The organism is Streptomyces triticagri, from assembly GCF_003429565.1.
GTDB lineage: Bacteria > Actinomycetota > Actinomycetes > Streptomycetales > Streptomycetaceae > Streptomyces > Streptomyces triticagri.
Genome location: NZ_QUAK01000205.1, coordinates 1 through 15,528 on the forward strand (window position 1 = coordinate 1; position 15,528 = coordinate 15,528).

15 protein-coding genes and 1 pseudogene are annotated in these 15,528 nt (G+C 70.6%); 8 read left to right on the forward strand and 8 right to left on the reverse strand.

The window, feature by feature from the left end; translation table 11 throughout:
• On the reverse strand, window positions 1–771 hold a 771-nt coding region (locus DY218_RS27935), incomplete at its 3' end, for a P1 family peptidase (RefSeq protein ID WP_199566877.1).
• A 124-nt stretch (window positions 772–895) separates the two neighbouring features.
• Between DY218_RS27935 and DY218_RS27940 the strand changes: the two genes are divergently transcribed.
• On the forward strand, window positions 896–1,108 hold the full coding sequence (locus tag DY218_RS27940) for a hypothetical protein (RefSeq protein WP_128558926.1): 213 nt from the start codon (window positions 896–898) through the stop codon (window positions 1,106–1,108).
• A gap of 6 nt (window positions 1,109–1,114) precedes the next feature.
• Here the strand turns inward: DY218_RS27940 and mscL are convergent, their stop codons facing one another.
• From mscL to DY218_RS27970, 6 genes are all read right to left on the reverse strand, one after another.
• Complete coding sequence (gene mscL / locus DY218_RS27945; protein WP_128558927.1) at window positions 1,115–1,642, reverse strand: large conductance mechanosensitive channel protein MscL; 528 nt, start codon at window positions 1,640–1,642, stop codon at window positions 1,115–1,117.
• Window positions 1,643–1,768: 126 nt separating this feature from the next.
• Window positions 1,769–2,323, reverse strand: coding sequence for a hypothetical protein (locus tag DY218_RS27950; RefSeq protein ID WP_128558928.1), 555 nt, complete (start codon window positions 2,321–2,323; stop codon window positions 1,769–1,771).
• Between the two features lie 436 nt (window positions 2,324–2,759).
• Complete coding sequence (locus tag DY218_RS27955; protein WP_128558929.1) at window positions 2,760–3,599, reverse strand: S-methyl-5'-thioadenosine phosphorylase; 840 nt, start codon at window positions 3,597–3,599, stop codon at window positions 2,760–2,762.
• Between the two features lie 59 nt (window positions 3,600–3,658).
• Entirely contained in the window at window positions 3,659–4,015 is a 357-nt protein-coding gene (locus DY218_RS27960) for an FmdB family zinc ribbon protein (protein ID WP_128558930.1), read from the reverse strand.
• Window positions 4,016–4,082: 67 nt separating this feature from the next.
• Window positions 4,083–5,366, reverse strand: coding sequence for an MFS transporter (locus tag DY218_RS27965; RefSeq protein WP_128558931.1), 1,284 nt, complete (start codon window positions 5,364–5,366; stop codon window positions 4,083–4,085).
• 349 nt (window positions 5,367–5,715) lie between these two features.
• Window positions 5,716–7,218 (reverse strand): potassium/proton antiporter, encoded by a 1,503-nt coding sequence (locus tag DY218_RS27970; RefSeq protein WP_128558932.1) that lies wholly within the window; start codon window positions 7,216–7,218, stop codon window positions 5,716–5,718.
• A gap of 220 nt (window positions 7,219–7,438) precedes the next feature.
• Between DY218_RS27970 and DY218_RS27975 the strand changes: the two genes are divergently transcribed.
• On the forward strand, window positions 7,439–10,195 hold the full coding sequence (locus DY218_RS27975; RefSeq protein WP_128558933.1) for a penicillin acylase family protein: 2,757 nt from the start codon (window positions 7,439–7,441) through the stop codon (window positions 10,193–10,195).
• A gap of 40 nt (window positions 10,196–10,235) precedes the next feature.
• Here the strand turns inward: DY218_RS27975 and DY218_RS27980 are convergent, their stop codons facing one another.
• A complete protein-coding gene (locus tag DY218_RS27980; protein ID WP_325052025.1) occupies window positions 10,236–10,769 on the reverse strand; it encodes a 5-formyltetrahydrofolate cyclo-ligase in 534 nt (177 codons plus the stop codon).
• A gap of 173 nt (window positions 10,770–10,942) precedes the next feature.
• On the opposite strand from DY218_RS27980, the gene galU reads away from it, so the two are divergent.
• The 6 genes and pseudogenes from galU to DY218_RS35470 all read left to right on the forward strand — a co-directional run.
• A complete protein-coding gene (gene galU / locus DY218_RS27985; protein WP_128558934.1) occupies window positions 10,943–11,854 on the forward strand; it encodes a UTP--glucose-1-phosphate uridylyltransferase GalU in 912 nt (303 codons plus the stop codon).
• Between the two features lie 98 nt (window positions 11,855–11,952).
• Complete coding sequence (gene glp / locus DY218_RS27990; protein WP_199566878.1) at window positions 11,953–13,227, forward strand: molybdotransferase-like divisome protein Glp; 1,275 nt, start codon at window positions 11,953–11,955, stop codon at window positions 13,225–13,227.
• 21 nt (window positions 13,228–13,248) lie between these two features.
• Window positions 13,249–13,788, forward strand: a complete 540-nt coding sequence (moaC, locus tag DY218_RS27995) for a cyclic pyranopterin monophosphate synthase MoaC (protein ID WP_407703695.1) — start codon at window positions 13,249–13,251, stop codon at window positions 13,786–13,788.
• The gene (locus tag DY218_RS28000) at window positions 13,785–14,276 is read left to right on the forward strand and encodes a MogA/MoaB family molybdenum cofactor biosynthesis protein (protein ID WP_325052026.1); all 492 of its coding nucleotides are present in this window, start codon (window positions 13,785–13,787) and stop codon (window positions 14,274–14,276) included. Before moaC ends, DY218_RS28000 begins: the two co-directional genes overlap by 4 nt.
• Window positions 14,273–14,926: a GNAT family N-acetyltransferase gene (locus DY218_RS28005; RefSeq protein WP_128558938.1), complete on the forward strand. Its 654-nt coding sequence runs from the start codon at window positions 14,273–14,275 to the stop codon at window positions 14,924–14,926. Before DY218_RS28000 ends, DY218_RS28005 begins: the two co-directional genes overlap by 4 nt.
• A gap of 163 nt (window positions 14,927–15,089) precedes the next feature.
• A pseudogene (locus DY218_RS35470) lies at window positions 15,090–15,528 on the forward strand (hypothetical protein); the annotation flags it as partial.

The following is a 15,528-nucleotide window of genomic DNA, read 5'->3' on the forward strand; positions in this document are numbered from 1 at the left end:
CCGCCGCGCGGCGGCCGCGGCCAGCCGCTCGCCGGCCGCCCGATGCCGGTCGGGGTCGGGGGCTTCCTGCACACCCTCGAAGTGCCGGCCGTACAGCACCCCGGTCGCCGGATCCACCACCGAGCCCACCGCATTCACCACCACCAGGGCGGCGACGGTGAAGCCCGACTCGAGCCGCACGCTCGCCGTGCCGACACCGCCCTTCATGCCGCCCGCGACGGCTCCGGCGCCCGCGCCGACATTGCCTTCCGCCACCGAGGCGCTCGCCCGCTCGGCCGCCTCCCGTCCGAGTGCCGCGTCCGGTCGCGCCCGCCAGTCGCCGCCGCGTCCGAGGTCGAACAGGCAGGCCGCAGGCACCACGGGCACGACTTCACCAGGACCGCCCACCGGAAAGCCACGGCCTTGGTCCTCCAGCCAGGCCATCACCCCGGACGCCGACTCGAGCCCGTACGCACTGCCGCCGGTCAGTACGATCGCGTCGACCCGCTGCACCAGATTCCGCGGGTCCAGGGCGTCCGTCTCGCGGGTGCCCGGTCCACCGCCGCGTACGTCGACGGCGGCCACCGCGCCGCCCTCCGGGGCGACCACCACCGTGGTGCCCGTGAGCCGGCCGTCCCCGATGCGCTCCGCATGCCCGACCCGCAGACCACGCACATCGCTCAACGAATCCGTACCCGGCGCTGCACCCGGTGACCGTCCCGCACCCGAGTCCGCAGCCGAGCTGCCCGGCCGGCCCGTCACTGCCTGATCCGCAGGCTCCTTGGCGTCCATATGGCATGCGTATCACGGGTGTTGGCCGCCGGTGCGATGTCCGGCCACACGCGCGGCGGGTGCGATCGCCCGGGGTCGGCCGGACGCGGAGGCCCATGGCCCGAAGCCGCCGTACCCTGGACGTATGAGTTCCGCCCCCACCTCCGAACCGCGCGACGCGAAGGCAGATCCCGAGCCGAAGCCCGAACCCAGGCCCGCGCTGGTCTTCGACGATCCGCTGGACCAGCAGTCGGCGGACGATACGGATCGTGGGTGGGGCGAGCGGCCGGCCGCGGACCGCGATTCCGCAACCGATCTCGCACGGTTCCTCGACGAGAAGCCGCCACACCACATCTGACGGCTGTCAGGTGTCCGAGCGGGGGGAGCCCGGTGAGCCCGGAGTCGTGTCGGGGCCGGTGCCGGGACCGCCGTTCTGCGCGCCTCGCTGGGCGACCAGGGAGTCCCTGATCTCCTTGAGCACCTCGAGCTCGGTGACCTCGATGAGCTCCTCCGCGCCTTCCTTGGCCTTCCGCCGTTCCTCGACGCGGGCCAGGTACTTGGCCATCGGCAGGACCATCAGGAAGTAGACGACCGCGGCGGTGATCAGGAAGCTGAGGGTCGCACTGAGTACGCTGCCCCATTCGATCTGGATCCCGTCCATCTCGCCGTCGACCATCTTGCACGGGGCCTTGAGGCAGGACTTGTAGTTCTCCAGGTCCTGCGTACCGAAGGCGCCGACCAGCGGGTTGATGACTCCCTTGACGACCGCGTTGACGATGTTGGTGAATGCGGCGCCGATGACCACCGCGACCGCCAGGTCGATCACGTTCCCACGCATCAGGAACGCCTTGAAGCCTTGCAGCAGACTGGGCTTCTTCTCCTCGTCGCTCACCGTGGAGCCTTTCTACGTACACGAATTGGACGCAGCCATTAGGCCCGGAGCGGAGGATCTCCGTCCAATCGGCATACACGATCAGGTGAGTTGACACCGGAGCTCGTTCCTGGTGCCTCGGAGAGGTCAGCACACGGTCACCGCCAGGCGTGCGTTGGCCGCCGCTCCGGCCAGTCGTACGGCGGTGGTGCGCGGCACGGAGAGCACCACGAGCGCGCCGTCCCGGAGCGTCGCGTCCGCCGCATCGCCCGCACCTTCCGGTACGTGCTGGACGCGTACGCCGGCGGCCACGACTCGTGCCGATGCTTCGTCCGGATCGGCTGCGATCACGTCGACCCGGTCGCCGGGCCGCAGCAACCGGACGGTCTCCGCGTCTGCGATCCGTACCGGCGCCGTCACCAGCGCCGTCCTGCCCGCAGGGGGCCGGGACGTGGCAGGGCTCTGCTCGGACCCGGACTCGGCGTCCCGCTCCTGGGCGCCGGCCCCGCCCACGCCGCTCGCCCCGGCACCGGCCGCGGCGAGGGCGGCGGCCGCCATCGCGAGGCACGCCGCGGGCACTCTGCGCCCTCGACGCAGCGCGCCGTGCAGCCTGAGCCGGCTCCCGCGCACCCGCAGGGGCGAGAAGTGCGGCACCTCGCACGGAGGAGGGACGGAGGACTGCCCGTCGGCGAAGCCGGACACACCGCCGCCTCCGGACGGACCCCCGCCTCCGGATTCGCCGCCGCTTCCGGCCCCGCCTCCGGACTCGGTGTCACCGTGAGGCGGGGCGGGAGTGGGCTCGACCGTGGACGGAGTACCGGGCTCGACCACGGAATCGGGCGCAGGCACCGGCGGGGTCGGGGATGCGGACGTGGACACGGATTCGGGCACGGGCGCGGATTCGGGCGCGGATTCGGGAGAGGACACGGATTCGGGCCCGTGCGTGAGCCGGGACTTGGAAGTGGAAGGGAAGGACATGGCACACCGCCTGCCGGGTGGACGTCGGATGAACGCGTCCCACCATCCACGCCCGGCGAGAATCCCGCTCGAGCCTGTGGATTACTCACCGGTTGTGGACAACTCCGTCACCCGGCCGCGCAGTTGCTCCGTACGATCGAGCCGCGCCGGCCCGTACGCCTCACGGCAGTTCGATCCCCAGATCCCACCCGTCGTGGGCATGAGTGCACAGGCAGTCCCGCCCCTCGCTCGCGGGCAGCGCGCCCACCGCGTCGAACAGCACTTCCCGCAGCCGCCCCACATTCTCCCCGAACACCCGCAGCACCTCGGCGTGCGAGACGCCCTCGCCGGTCTCGGCTCCCGCGTCGAGGTCCGTGACCAGGGTCAACGACGTGTAGCAGAGCCCCAGTTCACGAGCCAGGACGGCCTCGGGATGCCCGGTCATCCCGACCACGGCCCCACCCATCGCCGCGTGCCACTTCGATTCGGCGCGAGTGGAGAAGCGCGGGCCCTCGACGACCACGAGCGTGCCGCCGTCCACCGGCTCCCAGCCCCGGCCGCGCGCGGACTTCAGCGCCACTCGGCGGCCTTCGGGGCAGTAGGGGTCGGCGAACGACGTGTGGACGACATTGGGCACCGCACCCCCGGGCAGCGGCTCCCCGTCGAAGTACGTCTGCTGCCGGGCCTTCGTGCGGTCGACGAGCTGGTCCGGGACGAGCAGCGTGCCCGGCCCGTACTCGGGCTGCAGGCCACCGACCGCGCACGGTCCGAGCACCTGGCGGACACCGAGGGACCGCAGTGCCCAGAGGTTGGCGCGGTAGTTGATCCGGTGCGGCGGCAGGTGGTGGCCGCGTCCGTGCCGGGGCAGGAAGGCCACCCTGCGTCCGGACAGCTCACCCAGGAAGACCGAGTCGCTCGGTGGCCCGTAAGGGGTGTCCACCACCGTCTCGGTCACGTCGTCGAGGAACGAGTAGAAGCCCGAGCCGCCGATCACGCCGATCTCTGCGTTCGCTGTCACCATGGCGAGCAGCCTAGGCCGGGAACCACCTTCGCCCACAGGGGGCGATCACAACGCAGAGGTCAGGCGGCGGAGCTGCTGCTCGACGAGCCGGAGCCGGAGCTGGACGTGGACGCGGAGCTCGACGAGGCAGGGGTCGAGCTCTTCGACGACGAGGAGTCGGCCGGCTTCGACCCGGAGTCGGACTTCGCCTCGGACTTCGCGTCCGACTTGCCGCCCGCCGGGGAGCTGCTGGTCGAGGAACCGCGGCTGTCGTTGCGGTAGAAGCCGGAGCCCTTGAAGACGATGCCGACGGCCGAGAAGACCTTCTTCAGGCGTCCCTGGCAGCTCGGGCACTCGGTCAGCGAGTCATCGGTGAACTTCTGCACCGCCTCGAGGCCCTCGCCGCACTCGGTGCACTGGTACTGGTACGTCGGCACTTGCTTCCTCCTGGCACTCTCACTCGATGAGTGCTAACGACGGTCCATAGTGACGTATTCCGCGGGATCAGTCCACCGTCACCCCGGGGCGGTGACGGACACCACGTGCCACCGTCCGCCCCGCCGAGGCCGGTCGCAGACTGCCGCGCAGGCTCAGCAGCACGACCAGGGCCAGTGCGGTCCCGGCCATCGGCACCAGGAATCCGGCACTCGCGCCCCGGGCGTCCGCGAGGCCGCCGGACAGCGTGACGGCACCGGCCTGGCCGAGCGCGACCGCGCCGGTGAGCCAGGTGAACGCCTCGGTGCGCGCGGACGCGGGCACCAGGGACTCGATGAGCGTGAACCCGGTCACCAGGGCGGGCGCGATGCACATCCCCACCAGGAGCCCGACGACCGCGAATAGCGCCACCGAGTGCACGGTCCAGAGCGTGGACGCGGTGAGGGCCAGCGCGGAGTACCCGATCAGGAGGCGGTTGCGCGGTGCCGTCTTCCAGGCGACCGCGCCGAAGACGATGCCGGAGAGCATGTTCCCGGCCGCGAAGATGCCGTACAGGAGGCCGTTGACGCCGGGCTGCCCGGCCTCCTCGGCGAAGGCCGTCAGGGAGACCTGCATCCCGCCGAATACGGCGCCGATCCCTAGGAACGCGACGGCGAGCACCCGTACGCCGGCCACCGACATCGCCGAGACGTGCGCCACGCGCGCGTGGCGGTCGCTCGCGCCGAGCGCGGTGGGTTGGGTGTCGCGGCGCGTGGCGAAGAGCAGTCCGCCGACGAGGGTCAGTACGGCCTCCGCACCGAGCCCCGCACCGGGGTGCACGAAGGTGCACAGGGCCGTGGCGAGCAGCGGGCCCACGACGAAGGTGAACTCGTCCGTGACCGACTCGAGGGCCGCCGCGGTGGGCATCAGATGGCGGCGATCCGGCCGGTCGAGAGCGGTCGCCCAGCGAGCCCGCACCATGGGCCCGATCTGCGGCACCGAGGCGCCGACGACGGCGGCCGTGCCGATGAGGGCCCATATCGGGGCGTCGGCGAGAGCCAGCGCGGCGAGGGCGACCAGCGAGCCGGTGTGCACGGCGACACCGGGCAGCAGGACGGCGCGCTGCCCGAAGCGGTCGGCGAGGCGCCCGCTCTGCGGCGCGAACAGGGCCATGGCGACACCGGCGACGGCCGCGACCGTACCGGCCGTCGCGAACGATCCGGTGGTGTGGCGAAGGAGCAGGACGATCGACATCGTCAGCATCGCGAACGGCTGCCGGGCGAGGAACCCGGGCAGCACGAACGACAGGGCGTGCGGGGTGCGCAGCAACTGCCCGTACCCGGGCCGGGGCTCAGAGGTGACCGTGGACTCCACGGCCTGGCCTTTCTGCTGTCTGGTGACGCGTCCCGCGGGCACCGCCGAGAGCTGTCCACTTGCGCAGGAACGTCGGTAGATGCCGGGTCCGCTGCGCTCCGCGCCACCCGGCGCGGAAGGGACCTGCGGCCGCCGTGCGGTCGCGCCAGCTCTGCGTCAGACAGAGGTGGTGATGATCAAAGGTTTCTCCAGTGTACGGGCGCACCCCGCCCCGATTTCCCGGAATGCAGTGTTCCGAGGGGTGTTCCCGGCCACCATCGGCCGCCCCGCCGACCGGTACCTTCCCGCCCGGTCAGGGCGTGCTCGTACAGCCCTGACCGGAGACGCCGCCCTCTCCCGCGTGCTCCCGCTATCCCGCGTGCTCCCGATCCGTGCCCAGCCAACTGGCCAGCTTGCCGCCCTTCGCGACCGCGCGCAGCCGCTGCTCGGCGGCGTCCCGTACCGGATCGGTGGCGACGACGAGCAGCTCGTCCCCGCGCGCGAGGACCGTCGACGGCAGGGGTACGAACGATTCGCCGTCCCGTACGACGAGGGTGACCGCGGAGCCCGGCGGCAGCCGCAGTTCGGCGACCTCCACGCCGTGCATCCGCGATCCGCGCGGGACGGCCACCGACAGCAGATGTCCGCGCAGCCGTTCCAGGGGCGCCGATTCGATCCCCAGGTCCGACGCCTCGGAGGAGTCGCCCAGCCGGAGGGCCTTGGCGAGCGAGGGCAGCGTCGGCCCCTGGATCAGTGTGTAGACGACGACCAGGATGAAGACGATGTTGAAGATGCGTTCGCTGCCTTCGATTCCGGTCACCATGGGGATGGTGGCGAGAATGATGGGCACCGCGCCGCGCAGGCCGGCCCACGACATCAGCAGCTTCTCCCGCCGCCCGACCCGGAACGGCGACAGGCTCAGGAAGACGCTCAGCGGCCGCGAGACGGCGGTGAGCACCAGGCCGACCACCAGCGCGGGCAGTATGTCGTCGGCGAGTTCGTGCGGCGTGACCAGGAGCCCGAGCAGGACGAACATGCCGATCTGGGCGAGCCAGCCGAGGCCGTCGGCGAAGCCGCGGGTGGCCGGTGCGTGCGGCAGCTTGGCGTTGCCGAGGATCATCGAGGCGAGGTAGACGGCGAGGAAGCCGCTGCCGTGCGCCATGGCGCCGGCCGCGTAGGCGGTCACGGCGATGGCCATCACGGCGATCGGATAGAGGCCGGAGGCGGGCAGCGCGACGTGCTTCAGACCGTAGGCGCCGAGCCAGCCCACCGAGAGTCCGATCGCGGCGCCGATCGCCAGCTCGAGGATGATCTTGCCGACGAGCAGGTACCAATCGTCCACCGGGCCGACCGTCGAGAAGGCGACGACGAGGATGACCACAGGGGCGTCGTTGAACCCGGACTCGGCCTCGAGCGTGCCGGTGATCCGGGATGGCAGCGGGACGCGGCGCAGCACCGAGAACACCGCGGCGGCGTCCGTGGACGACACCACCGCACCGATGATCAGGGCCTGCCGCCACTCGAGTCCGACCAGGAAGTGCGCGGCCGTGGCGGTCACGCCCACGCTCAGGGCGACACCGATCGTGGACAGAGCCACGGCTGACGGCAGCGCGGGTCTGATCTCCTTCCACTTGGTGCCGAGTCCGCCCTCGGCGAGGATCACCACAAGGGCGGCGTAGCCGATGACCTGGGTCAATTCCGCGTCTTCGAAGGCGACATGGCCGAAGCCGTCCTGGCCTATCGCTATCCCGATACCGAGATAGAGCAGCAGGCTCGGCAGGCCGCTGCGCGAGGAGATCCGGACCGCCGCGACCGCGAAGAGCAGGACCAGCGAGCAGACGAGCAGCAGCTCGTTGAGGTGATGGACAGTCAGTGGCCGATCCTTCCAGGAGCACTCGACCGGTCGGCGGGGCGTCGTGCCGGGCGAGAGGACGGGCGGGTACTTCGTTACCTTACCTAATCGTTAACGCCTTCTTGATGCTGTTGTTCGATCGTGCGATATACCTTGCCGACCACCCGTCCGGAGGTCCGCTGCCCTGCGCCTAAGGTTGCTCCCAGCACTCCAGGACCACCCTGCCGCTCGAAGGACAGCGATGCCCGCCAACACAAGCGCCTCTTCCGGCCAGAAGACCGGCAAGAAGAAGGGGCGACGACTCCGCCTGATCCTGATCGTCCTGGTGCTGGCCCTCATCGCGGGCGTGGGCTACGGGACGTACTGGAGCGTCAGCACGGTGCGTGCCTCCCTGCCGCAGACCAAGGGGTCGATCAAGCTCAAGGGTCTCAACGGCCCGGTCGACGTGCGGCGGGACGCCAATGGGATTCCGCAGGTGTACGCCGAATCGGACGCGGACCTGTTCATGGCCCAGGGATACGTCCAGGCCCAGGACCGGTTCTGGGAGATGGACGTACGCCGGCACACGACCTCGGGACGGCTGTCCGAGATGTTCGGCAAGGGGCAGGTCGGCACCGACAAGTTCCTGCGCACGCTCGGCTGGCACCGCGTCGCCAAGCAGGAGTACGAGACCAAGCTCTCGGCCTCGGCCAAGAAGCATCTGCAGGCGTACACCAAGGGCGTCAACGCCTACCTGGAAGGCAAGGACGGCGAGGACGTCTCCGTCGAGTACGCGGCCCTCGGCTTCAGCAACGACTACAAGATCGACAAGTGGGATCCGGTCGATTCGGTGGCCTGGCTCAAGGCGATGGCCTGGGACCTGCGCGGCAACATGCAGGACGAGATCGACCGTTCGCTGATGTACAGCCGCCTCGGCCCCAAGGAGATCCAGGACCTGTATCCGGACTACCCGTACGACCTGCACAAGCCGATCGTCCAGGAGGGCGCGGTCGACGAGGGCTCCGGCGCCTACGACCCGAAGGCCTCCGGGACGAGCACACAGGGCGCACAGGGAGCCTCCGCGGGCACCGGGCTGGCCGGCGGCACCGAGGCCCCCGACGGGCTCGCCACACAGCTCTCCAGCCTCTCCGACGTCCTCGGCAAGCTGCCCGATTCGGTCGGCCCGAACGGCGACGGCATCGGATCCAACTCCTGGGTGGTGGCGGGCGAACACACCACGACCGGCAAGCCGCTCCTGGCGAACGACCCGCACCTCGCGCCCCAGTTGCCCTCGGTCTGGTACCAGATGGGCCTGCACTGCCGCACCGTCAACGAGAACTGCCAGTACGACGTGTCCGGTTACACCTTCGCCGGCATGCCCGGCGTGATCATCGGCCACAACCAGGACGTCTCCTGGGGCCTGACCAACCTGGGCGCCGACGTCACGGACCTCTACCTGGAGAAGATCCAGGGCGACGGCTACTTGTACGACGGCAAGGTGCAGCCGTTCAAGACCCGCTCCGAGACCATCAAGGTGGCCGGCGGCTCGGACCGCAAGATCGTCGTACGGGAGACCGACAACGGCCCCTTGGTGTCCGACCGCAACGACGAACTCGCCGACGTCGGCAAGGAGGCTCCCGTCAGCAGCGCGGCACCCGACCGGTCCGACGGGTACGCGGTCTCATTGCGCTGGACGGCGCTGACGCCCGGCAGGTCCATGGACGCCGTCTTCGCCCTCAACAAGGCGGGCAACTTCAACGAGTTCCGCAAGGCGGCCACCTACTTCGAGGTGCCTTCGCAGAACCTGATCTACGCCGACACCAAGGGCAACATCGGCTACCAGGCCCCCGGAAAGATCCCCACGCGCGCGAAGGGACACGACGGCACTCTGCCGGCCCCTGGCTGGGACCCCGACTACCGGTGGACGGGTTACGTCCCGCAGCGCGCGCTGCCCTACGAGTACAACCCGAAGCGCGGCTACATCGTGACGGCGAACCAGGCGGTCATCGATGACAAGTACCCGTACACCCTCACCAAGGACTGGGGGTACGGCGCCCGCAGCCAGCGGATCAACGACCTCATCGCGTCGAAGATCAAGGGCAACGGCAAGATCTCGTCCGACGACATGCGCACGATGCAGCTGGACAACAGCAGCGAGATCGCGAAGCTCCTCACCCCGAAGCTGCTCAAGATCGACGTCTCGGACAAGTACGTGCGCGAGGCCCAGAAGCTGCTGGAGGGCTGGGACTACACGCAGGACGCCGATTCGGGGGCGGCCGCGTACTTCAACGCCGTGTGGCGCAACGTCCTGAAGCTGGCCTTCGGCGACAAGCTCCCCAAGGAGCTGCGGGTGGACGGCTCCTGCATCAAGGTGGAGCCCGCCGACAAGACCGGCCCCGTGGACGACCCGGACAAGCGCGTGACCGAATGCGGCGAGCGGGCCCCGGACGCGGCCCAGCCGGACGGTGGAGACCGCTGGTTCGAGGTGGTCCGCTCGATCCTCGACGACGAGGACAACGAGTGGTGGCAGTCGCCTTCGACGCGTACGGACCCGGAGACCAAGACCCGTGACCAGCTCTTCGCCCGCGCCATGGAGGACGCGCGCTGGGAGCTGACCGCCAAGCTCGGCAAGGACGTCGACACCTGGAGCTGGGGACGCCTGCACCGGCTGATGCTCAAGAACCAGACGATCGGTACCGAGGGACCCGGCTTCATGCAGTGGCTGCTCAACCGCGGCCCCTGGGAGCTCGGCGGCGGCGAGGCCACGGTCAACGCCACGGGCTGGAACGCGGCCGGCGGCTACGACGTGGTCTGGGTGCCGTCGATGCGGATGGTGGTGAACCTGGGCAACCTGGACAAGTCCCAGTGGATCAACCTCACCGGCGCCTCCGGACACGCCTACAGCTCCAACTACACGGATCAGACCGACAAATGGGCCAAGGGTGAACTGCTCGAGTGGCCGTTCACCAAGGACGCCGTCGAGAACACCACGGACAATCACCTGGTGCTCAGCCCGTAACGGCCCTCCACGCGCGCGTGGAGCTCGGACCGTGCGGTCGTCAGGCGCTGCGGAACCGGTGCACCGCGCGCGGAGTCACCGCCGCGTGCACGGGGCGGTCGTGCGGCTCCTCCGGGACGTGCGCGACCACCTCGTCGTCATACAGGAGGACGATCAGGGCCGGGTGCGCGCCTGCGTGTTCGAGACGCGCCAGGACCCGGTCGTAGCTCCCTCCGCCGCGTCCGAGGCGCATTCCGCGGGAGTCGACCGCGAGACCGGGCAGCAGGACGGTGTCCGCGTCCGTGACCGCGTCGGGGCCGAGTCGCCCGCCGTCGGGTTCGAGCAGTCCGCGTGCGGCCCGTACGAGACGGCCTGAGCCCCGATAGACGCCCCAGTCGAGGTCGTTGTCCGGAAGCAGCACCGGCAGCAGTACGCGCGCGCCACGCGCGTGCAGGGTGTCCAGGAGGGCGCGAGTGCCGGGTTCACGGCCCACCGACACATAGGCGGCGACCGTGCGCGCGCGTGCCAGTTCGTCGAGATCTGCCGCCCGGCCGGCGAGAACCGTGGCGGCCTCCTGCGCGTCATCTTCTGTCAACCGGTTCCTCGCGCGGAGGAGTTCGCGGCGCAATGCGGCCTTGGCAGCGTTGTCCGCGGGATCGTTGGCCACAACACTCACAAACCTCTCCAAACCAGAGTCAGCGCGGCGTACGAGCCGGAATTAACCGGAGCCTCACCTTCCGCACATACGTACAGGTTATGGTTCTGGGCATGACTGAGTCGCACCCCACGATCACGAAGGCTGTCATCCCGGCAGCAGGTCTCGGCACCCGGTTCCTTCCGGCCACCAAGGCCACTCCGAAGGAAATGCTCCCGGTCGTCGACAAGCCGGCGATCCAGTACGTGGTCGAGGAGGCGGTGGCCGCGGGCCTCTCCGACGTCCTCATGGTCACGGGCCGCAACAAGCGCCCCCTGGAGGACCACTTCGACCGCAACTACGAACTGGAGTCGGCGCTCACCAAGAAGGGCGACGCCACCCGCCTCGCCAAGGTCCAGGAGTCCAGCGACCTGGCGACCATGCACTACGTCCGCCAGGGCGACCCGCGCGGCCTCGGCCACGCCGTCCTGTGCGCCGAGCCGCACGTGGGCAACGACCCGTTCGCCGTGCTCCTCGGTGACGACCTGATCGACCCGCGCGACCCGCTCCTGCAGCGCATGGTCGAGGTCCAGGCACAGCAGGGCGGCAGCGTCATCGCCCTGATGGAGGTCGACCCCGAGCAGATCCACCTCTACGGCTGCGCGGCCGTCGAGCCCACCGGCGAGGGCGACGTCGTGAAGGTCACCGGCCTGGTCGAGAAGCCGGAACCGGCCGACGCCCCCAGCAACTACGCCATCATCGGCCGCTACGTCCTCGACCCCGCCGTCTTCGGCATACTGCGCCGGACCGAGCCCGGCCGCGGCGGCGAGATCCAGCTGACCGACGCGCTGCAGCAGCTCGCCGAGGACGAGAAGGCCGGCGGCCCGGTGCACGGTGTCGTCTTCAAGGGCCGCCGCTATGACACCGGCGACCGGAGCGACTACCTGCGTGCCATTGTCAGACTCGCGTGCGAACGTGAGGACCTGGGACCCGACTTCCGGTCCTGGCTCCAGCGTTACGTCACCGAGGAGATGCAGGGATCGTGAGCAACAGCACGGCATCAGAGGTCGCAACAGGCGCACCGGACGGCGCGGGACACAGCTCCGGAAGCGCACATCCGGCGCCCCATGGCGACCTCTGGTCCGTGGACGAGCACCTGGCCGACATCCTCGCCGCGGTGCGCCCCTTGGAGCCCATCGAGCTGCAACTGCTCGACGCCCAGGGATGCGTGCTCGTCGACGACGTCACGGTGCCCCTCTCGCTGCCCCCGTTCGACAACAGCTCGATGGACGGATACGCCGTCCGCGTGGCCGATGTCGCGGGCGCCGGCGAGGAGTTCCCCGCCGTACTGCGCGTCGTCGGCGATGTCGCGGCCGGCAGCTCGGGCGACATCACCGTGGGCGCGGGCGAGGCGGCCCGCATCATGACCGGTGCACCACTGCCCGAGGGCGCCGAGGCCGTCGTGCCGGTCGAGTGGACGGACGGCGGTCTCGGCGGCGGCCCGGTCGGCTCGATGGCCCCGCGCAGCAACGGCTCCGAGCAGGCGTCCGGCGAGGTCAGGGTGCACCGCCCCGCCGAGGCCGGCGCACACGTACGCGCGCGTGGCAGCGATGTGCAGGCGGGTGAGCGGGCCCTGGCGGCCGGCACCGTGCTCGGACCGCCGCAGATCGCACTCCTTGCCTCCATCGGCTGCGGCGCGGTCCGGGTCCGCCCCCGCCCGCGGGTCGTCGTCCTGTCCACCGGCAGCGAACTGACCCAGCCGGGCGAGGAACTGCCCGAAGGCCACATCTACGACTCCAACAGCTTCTCCCTCACGGCAGCGGCCCGGGACGCCGGAGCCATCGCCTACCGGGTCGGCGCCGTCGTCGACGACGCCGAGACCCTGCGCTCCACCATCGAGGACCAACTGATCCGCGCCGACCTCCTGGTGACCACCGGTGGCGTCAGCGTCGGCGCCTACGACGTGGTCAAGGAAGCCCTTGAGCATGTGTCCGACGAGGACGAGGCAGGCAGCGGCATCGAGTTCCGCAAGCTGGCCATGCAGCCCGGCAAGCCGCAGGGATTCGGCTCCATCGGCCCCGACCACACCCCCCTCCTCGCCCTGCCGGGCAATCCGGTCTCCAGCTACGTCTCGTTCGAGCTCTTCGTACGGCCCGCGATCCGCGCCCTGATGGGCCTCCAGGAGGTGCGGCGCCCCACGGTGCGGGCCACCCTGCGCGCCGACCGTGCTCTGACATCGCCGGCCGGCCGCCGGCAGTTCCTGCGCGGAGTGATGGGCGAGGGCACGGTGTCCCCGGTGGGCGGTGCCGGCTCGCATCTGGTCGCCGCGCTCGCCCGGGCCGATGCGCTGATCGTGGTCCCCGAGGACACCACCCGCGTCGAGCCGGGCACCGAGCTCGACGTGGTCCTGCTCGGCTGAAGCAGCGCCGGTGCGGGTACCGTGTCTGCCCACACCAGGCCCGCACCGGGCGGGGCCGCCCCATCGGGAGCGCCGAGGCACATGAGTACGCAGGACCGTCTGACGCACATCGACGACGCGGGAGCCGCCCGCATGGTCGACGTATCCGGGAAGGACGTGACCGCGCGCACCGCCCGCGCCACCGGTCGCGTCCTCGTCTCGCCCCGAGTCGTCGAGCTGCTGCGCGGCGAAGGCGTACCGAAGGGCGACGCCCTGGCCACCGCCCGCATCGCCGGGATCATGGGCGCCAAGCGCACCCCGGACCTGATCCCGCTCTGCCACCCGCTGGCCGTCTCCGGAGTCGAGCTCGATCTGACCGTGGCGGACGACGCCGTGGAGATCCTCGCCACCGTGAAGACCACGGACCGTACGGGCGTCGAGATGGAGGCCCTCACCGCCGTCTCCGTCGCCGCGCTCACCGTGATCGACATGGTGAAGGCGGTCGACAAGGGCGCGGTCGTCACGGACGTACGGGTCGAGGAGAAGACGGGCGGAAAGTCCGGCACCTGGAGCCGGCCGTGAAGGCTCTCGTGGTGACGGCCTCCAACCGCGCCTCCGCAGGCGTCTACGCCGACCGCGGCGGCCCGCTGATCGCCGATGCGCTCACCGCACTCGGCTTCGAGGTGACGGGCCCTCAGGTGGTGCCGGACGGCGACCCGGTGGAGGCGGCGCTGCGCGCAGCGGTCGAGGCCGGCGTCGATGTCGTGATCACCACCGGCGGCACCGGACTCTCCCCGACCGACCGCACCCCGGAGGCCACCCGCGCCGTCCTGGACCGCGAAGTCCCCGGCATCGCCGAGGCGATCCGCGCGTACGGCCGGGACAAGGTGCCCACGGCGGCCCTCTCCCGCGGCCTCGCCGGAGTCGCCGGCCGCACACTGGTCGTCAATCTGCCCGGTTCCACCGGCGGCGTCCGCGACGGGCTCGCCGTACTGGAGCCCCTCCTGGTGCACGCCGTCGAGCAGCTGCACGGCGGCGATCACCCCAGCACCCCGGGGAGCCCGAACTGACCAGCCCCTCCTGGCCCGCGGTGCTGCGGGACGGCGACGTCGTCCTCCGGCCGATAAAGGCGCGCGACCAGCGCGCCTGGCGCGAGGTCAACCGACGCAACCGCGACTGGCTCCGCCCCTGGGAGGCGACCATCCCGCCCGCGGCGCCGGGCGCCCCGGTGGCCCAGCGGCCCACGTACCGGCAGATGGTGCGCCATCTGCGGGCGGAGGCGAACGCGGGACGGATGCTGCCCTTCGTGATCGAGTACCAGGGCCGTCTGGTCGGGCAGTTGACGGTCGCGGGCATCTCCTGGGGGTCGATGTGTTCCGGGCACATCGGGTACTGGGTCGACCAGGCGGTCGCGGGCCGCGGAGTGGTTCCGACCGCGGTGGCCCTCGTCGTCGACCACTGTTTCGGCACGGTCGGTCTGCACCGGATCGAAGTCTGCATTCGCCCGGAGAACGCGCCGAGCCGACGGGTCGTGGAGAAACTCGGATTCCGCGAGGAGGGGACTCGGCCACGTTTTCTCCACATCGACGGCGGATGGCGTGACCATCTGGTGTTCGCCCTCACCGTCGAGGAGGTGCCCGGCGGGTTGCTCCGGCGCTGGCACCAGGCACGTTCCGGGAACAACAGTCCGACGACAGGCCCCGCAACCCGGCCCGAATAAAATACTTGTTCGAAAATGACAGGCGCTTGACCGTGAATATGCGTGAAATCACAGGCTGTTGATCGCAACAGTCACAAAAAAAGTTCGAGATATCAGCCAGATCGTGCGACACACCGCGCTAATTGGCAGATGGCCTCAACGAAACCCCTCTACCGTGTGAGGCGTGAGCAGCAGCGGCCTCATCTACGCAGTCATCGTTGGGGCCTGGGCCGCCTACTTGGTGCCGATGTGGCTCCGCAGGCAGGACGAGCTCAACGAGGCCCGTCCGACGGAACGCTTCTCCACCGCCATCCGGCTGCTGTCCGGACGCGCGGCAATGGAGCGCCGCTACGCCAAGAGCCTTCGGACACACACCGACGAGGACGAGCCCCAGGCCGGTCCGGACGCCGCCGCGGAGCCCGCCGAGGGCCCCGTCGACGCCCGGGCCTTCGCCGTGCCCGCGGACGCCGAGCGAGACGCGTCCCGCGACGGGGCCAGAGACCCCGAACACGCAGAGAGTCCCGCCCGGCGCCCCGAGGATCCGCACCGCGCCGAGGGCCGCCGAGACGCTGCCGCCGAGCGCGCACCGCAGGCTCGGGGCGCGGCCGCGCCCCGCCGCCCGG

Excerpts from the sequence above, each read along its gene's own strand:
- DY218_RS27975 (WP_128558933.1), top strand. The coding sequence starts at position 7,439 with ATGCCCGCCAACACAAGCGCCTCTTCCGGCCAGAAGACCGGCAAGAAG.
- DY218_RS27940 (WP_128558926.1), top strand. The coding sequence starts at position 896 with ATGAGTTCCGCCCCCACCTCCGAACCGCGCGACGCGAAGGCAGATCCC.
- galU (WP_128558934.1), top strand. The coding sequence starts at position 10,943 with ATGACTGAGTCGCACCCCACGATCACGAAGGCTGTCATCCCGGCAGCA.
- DY218_RS27955 (WP_128558929.1), bottom strand. The coding sequence starts at position 3,599 with ATGGTGACAGCGAACGCAGAGATCGGCGTGATCGGCGGCTCGGGCTTC.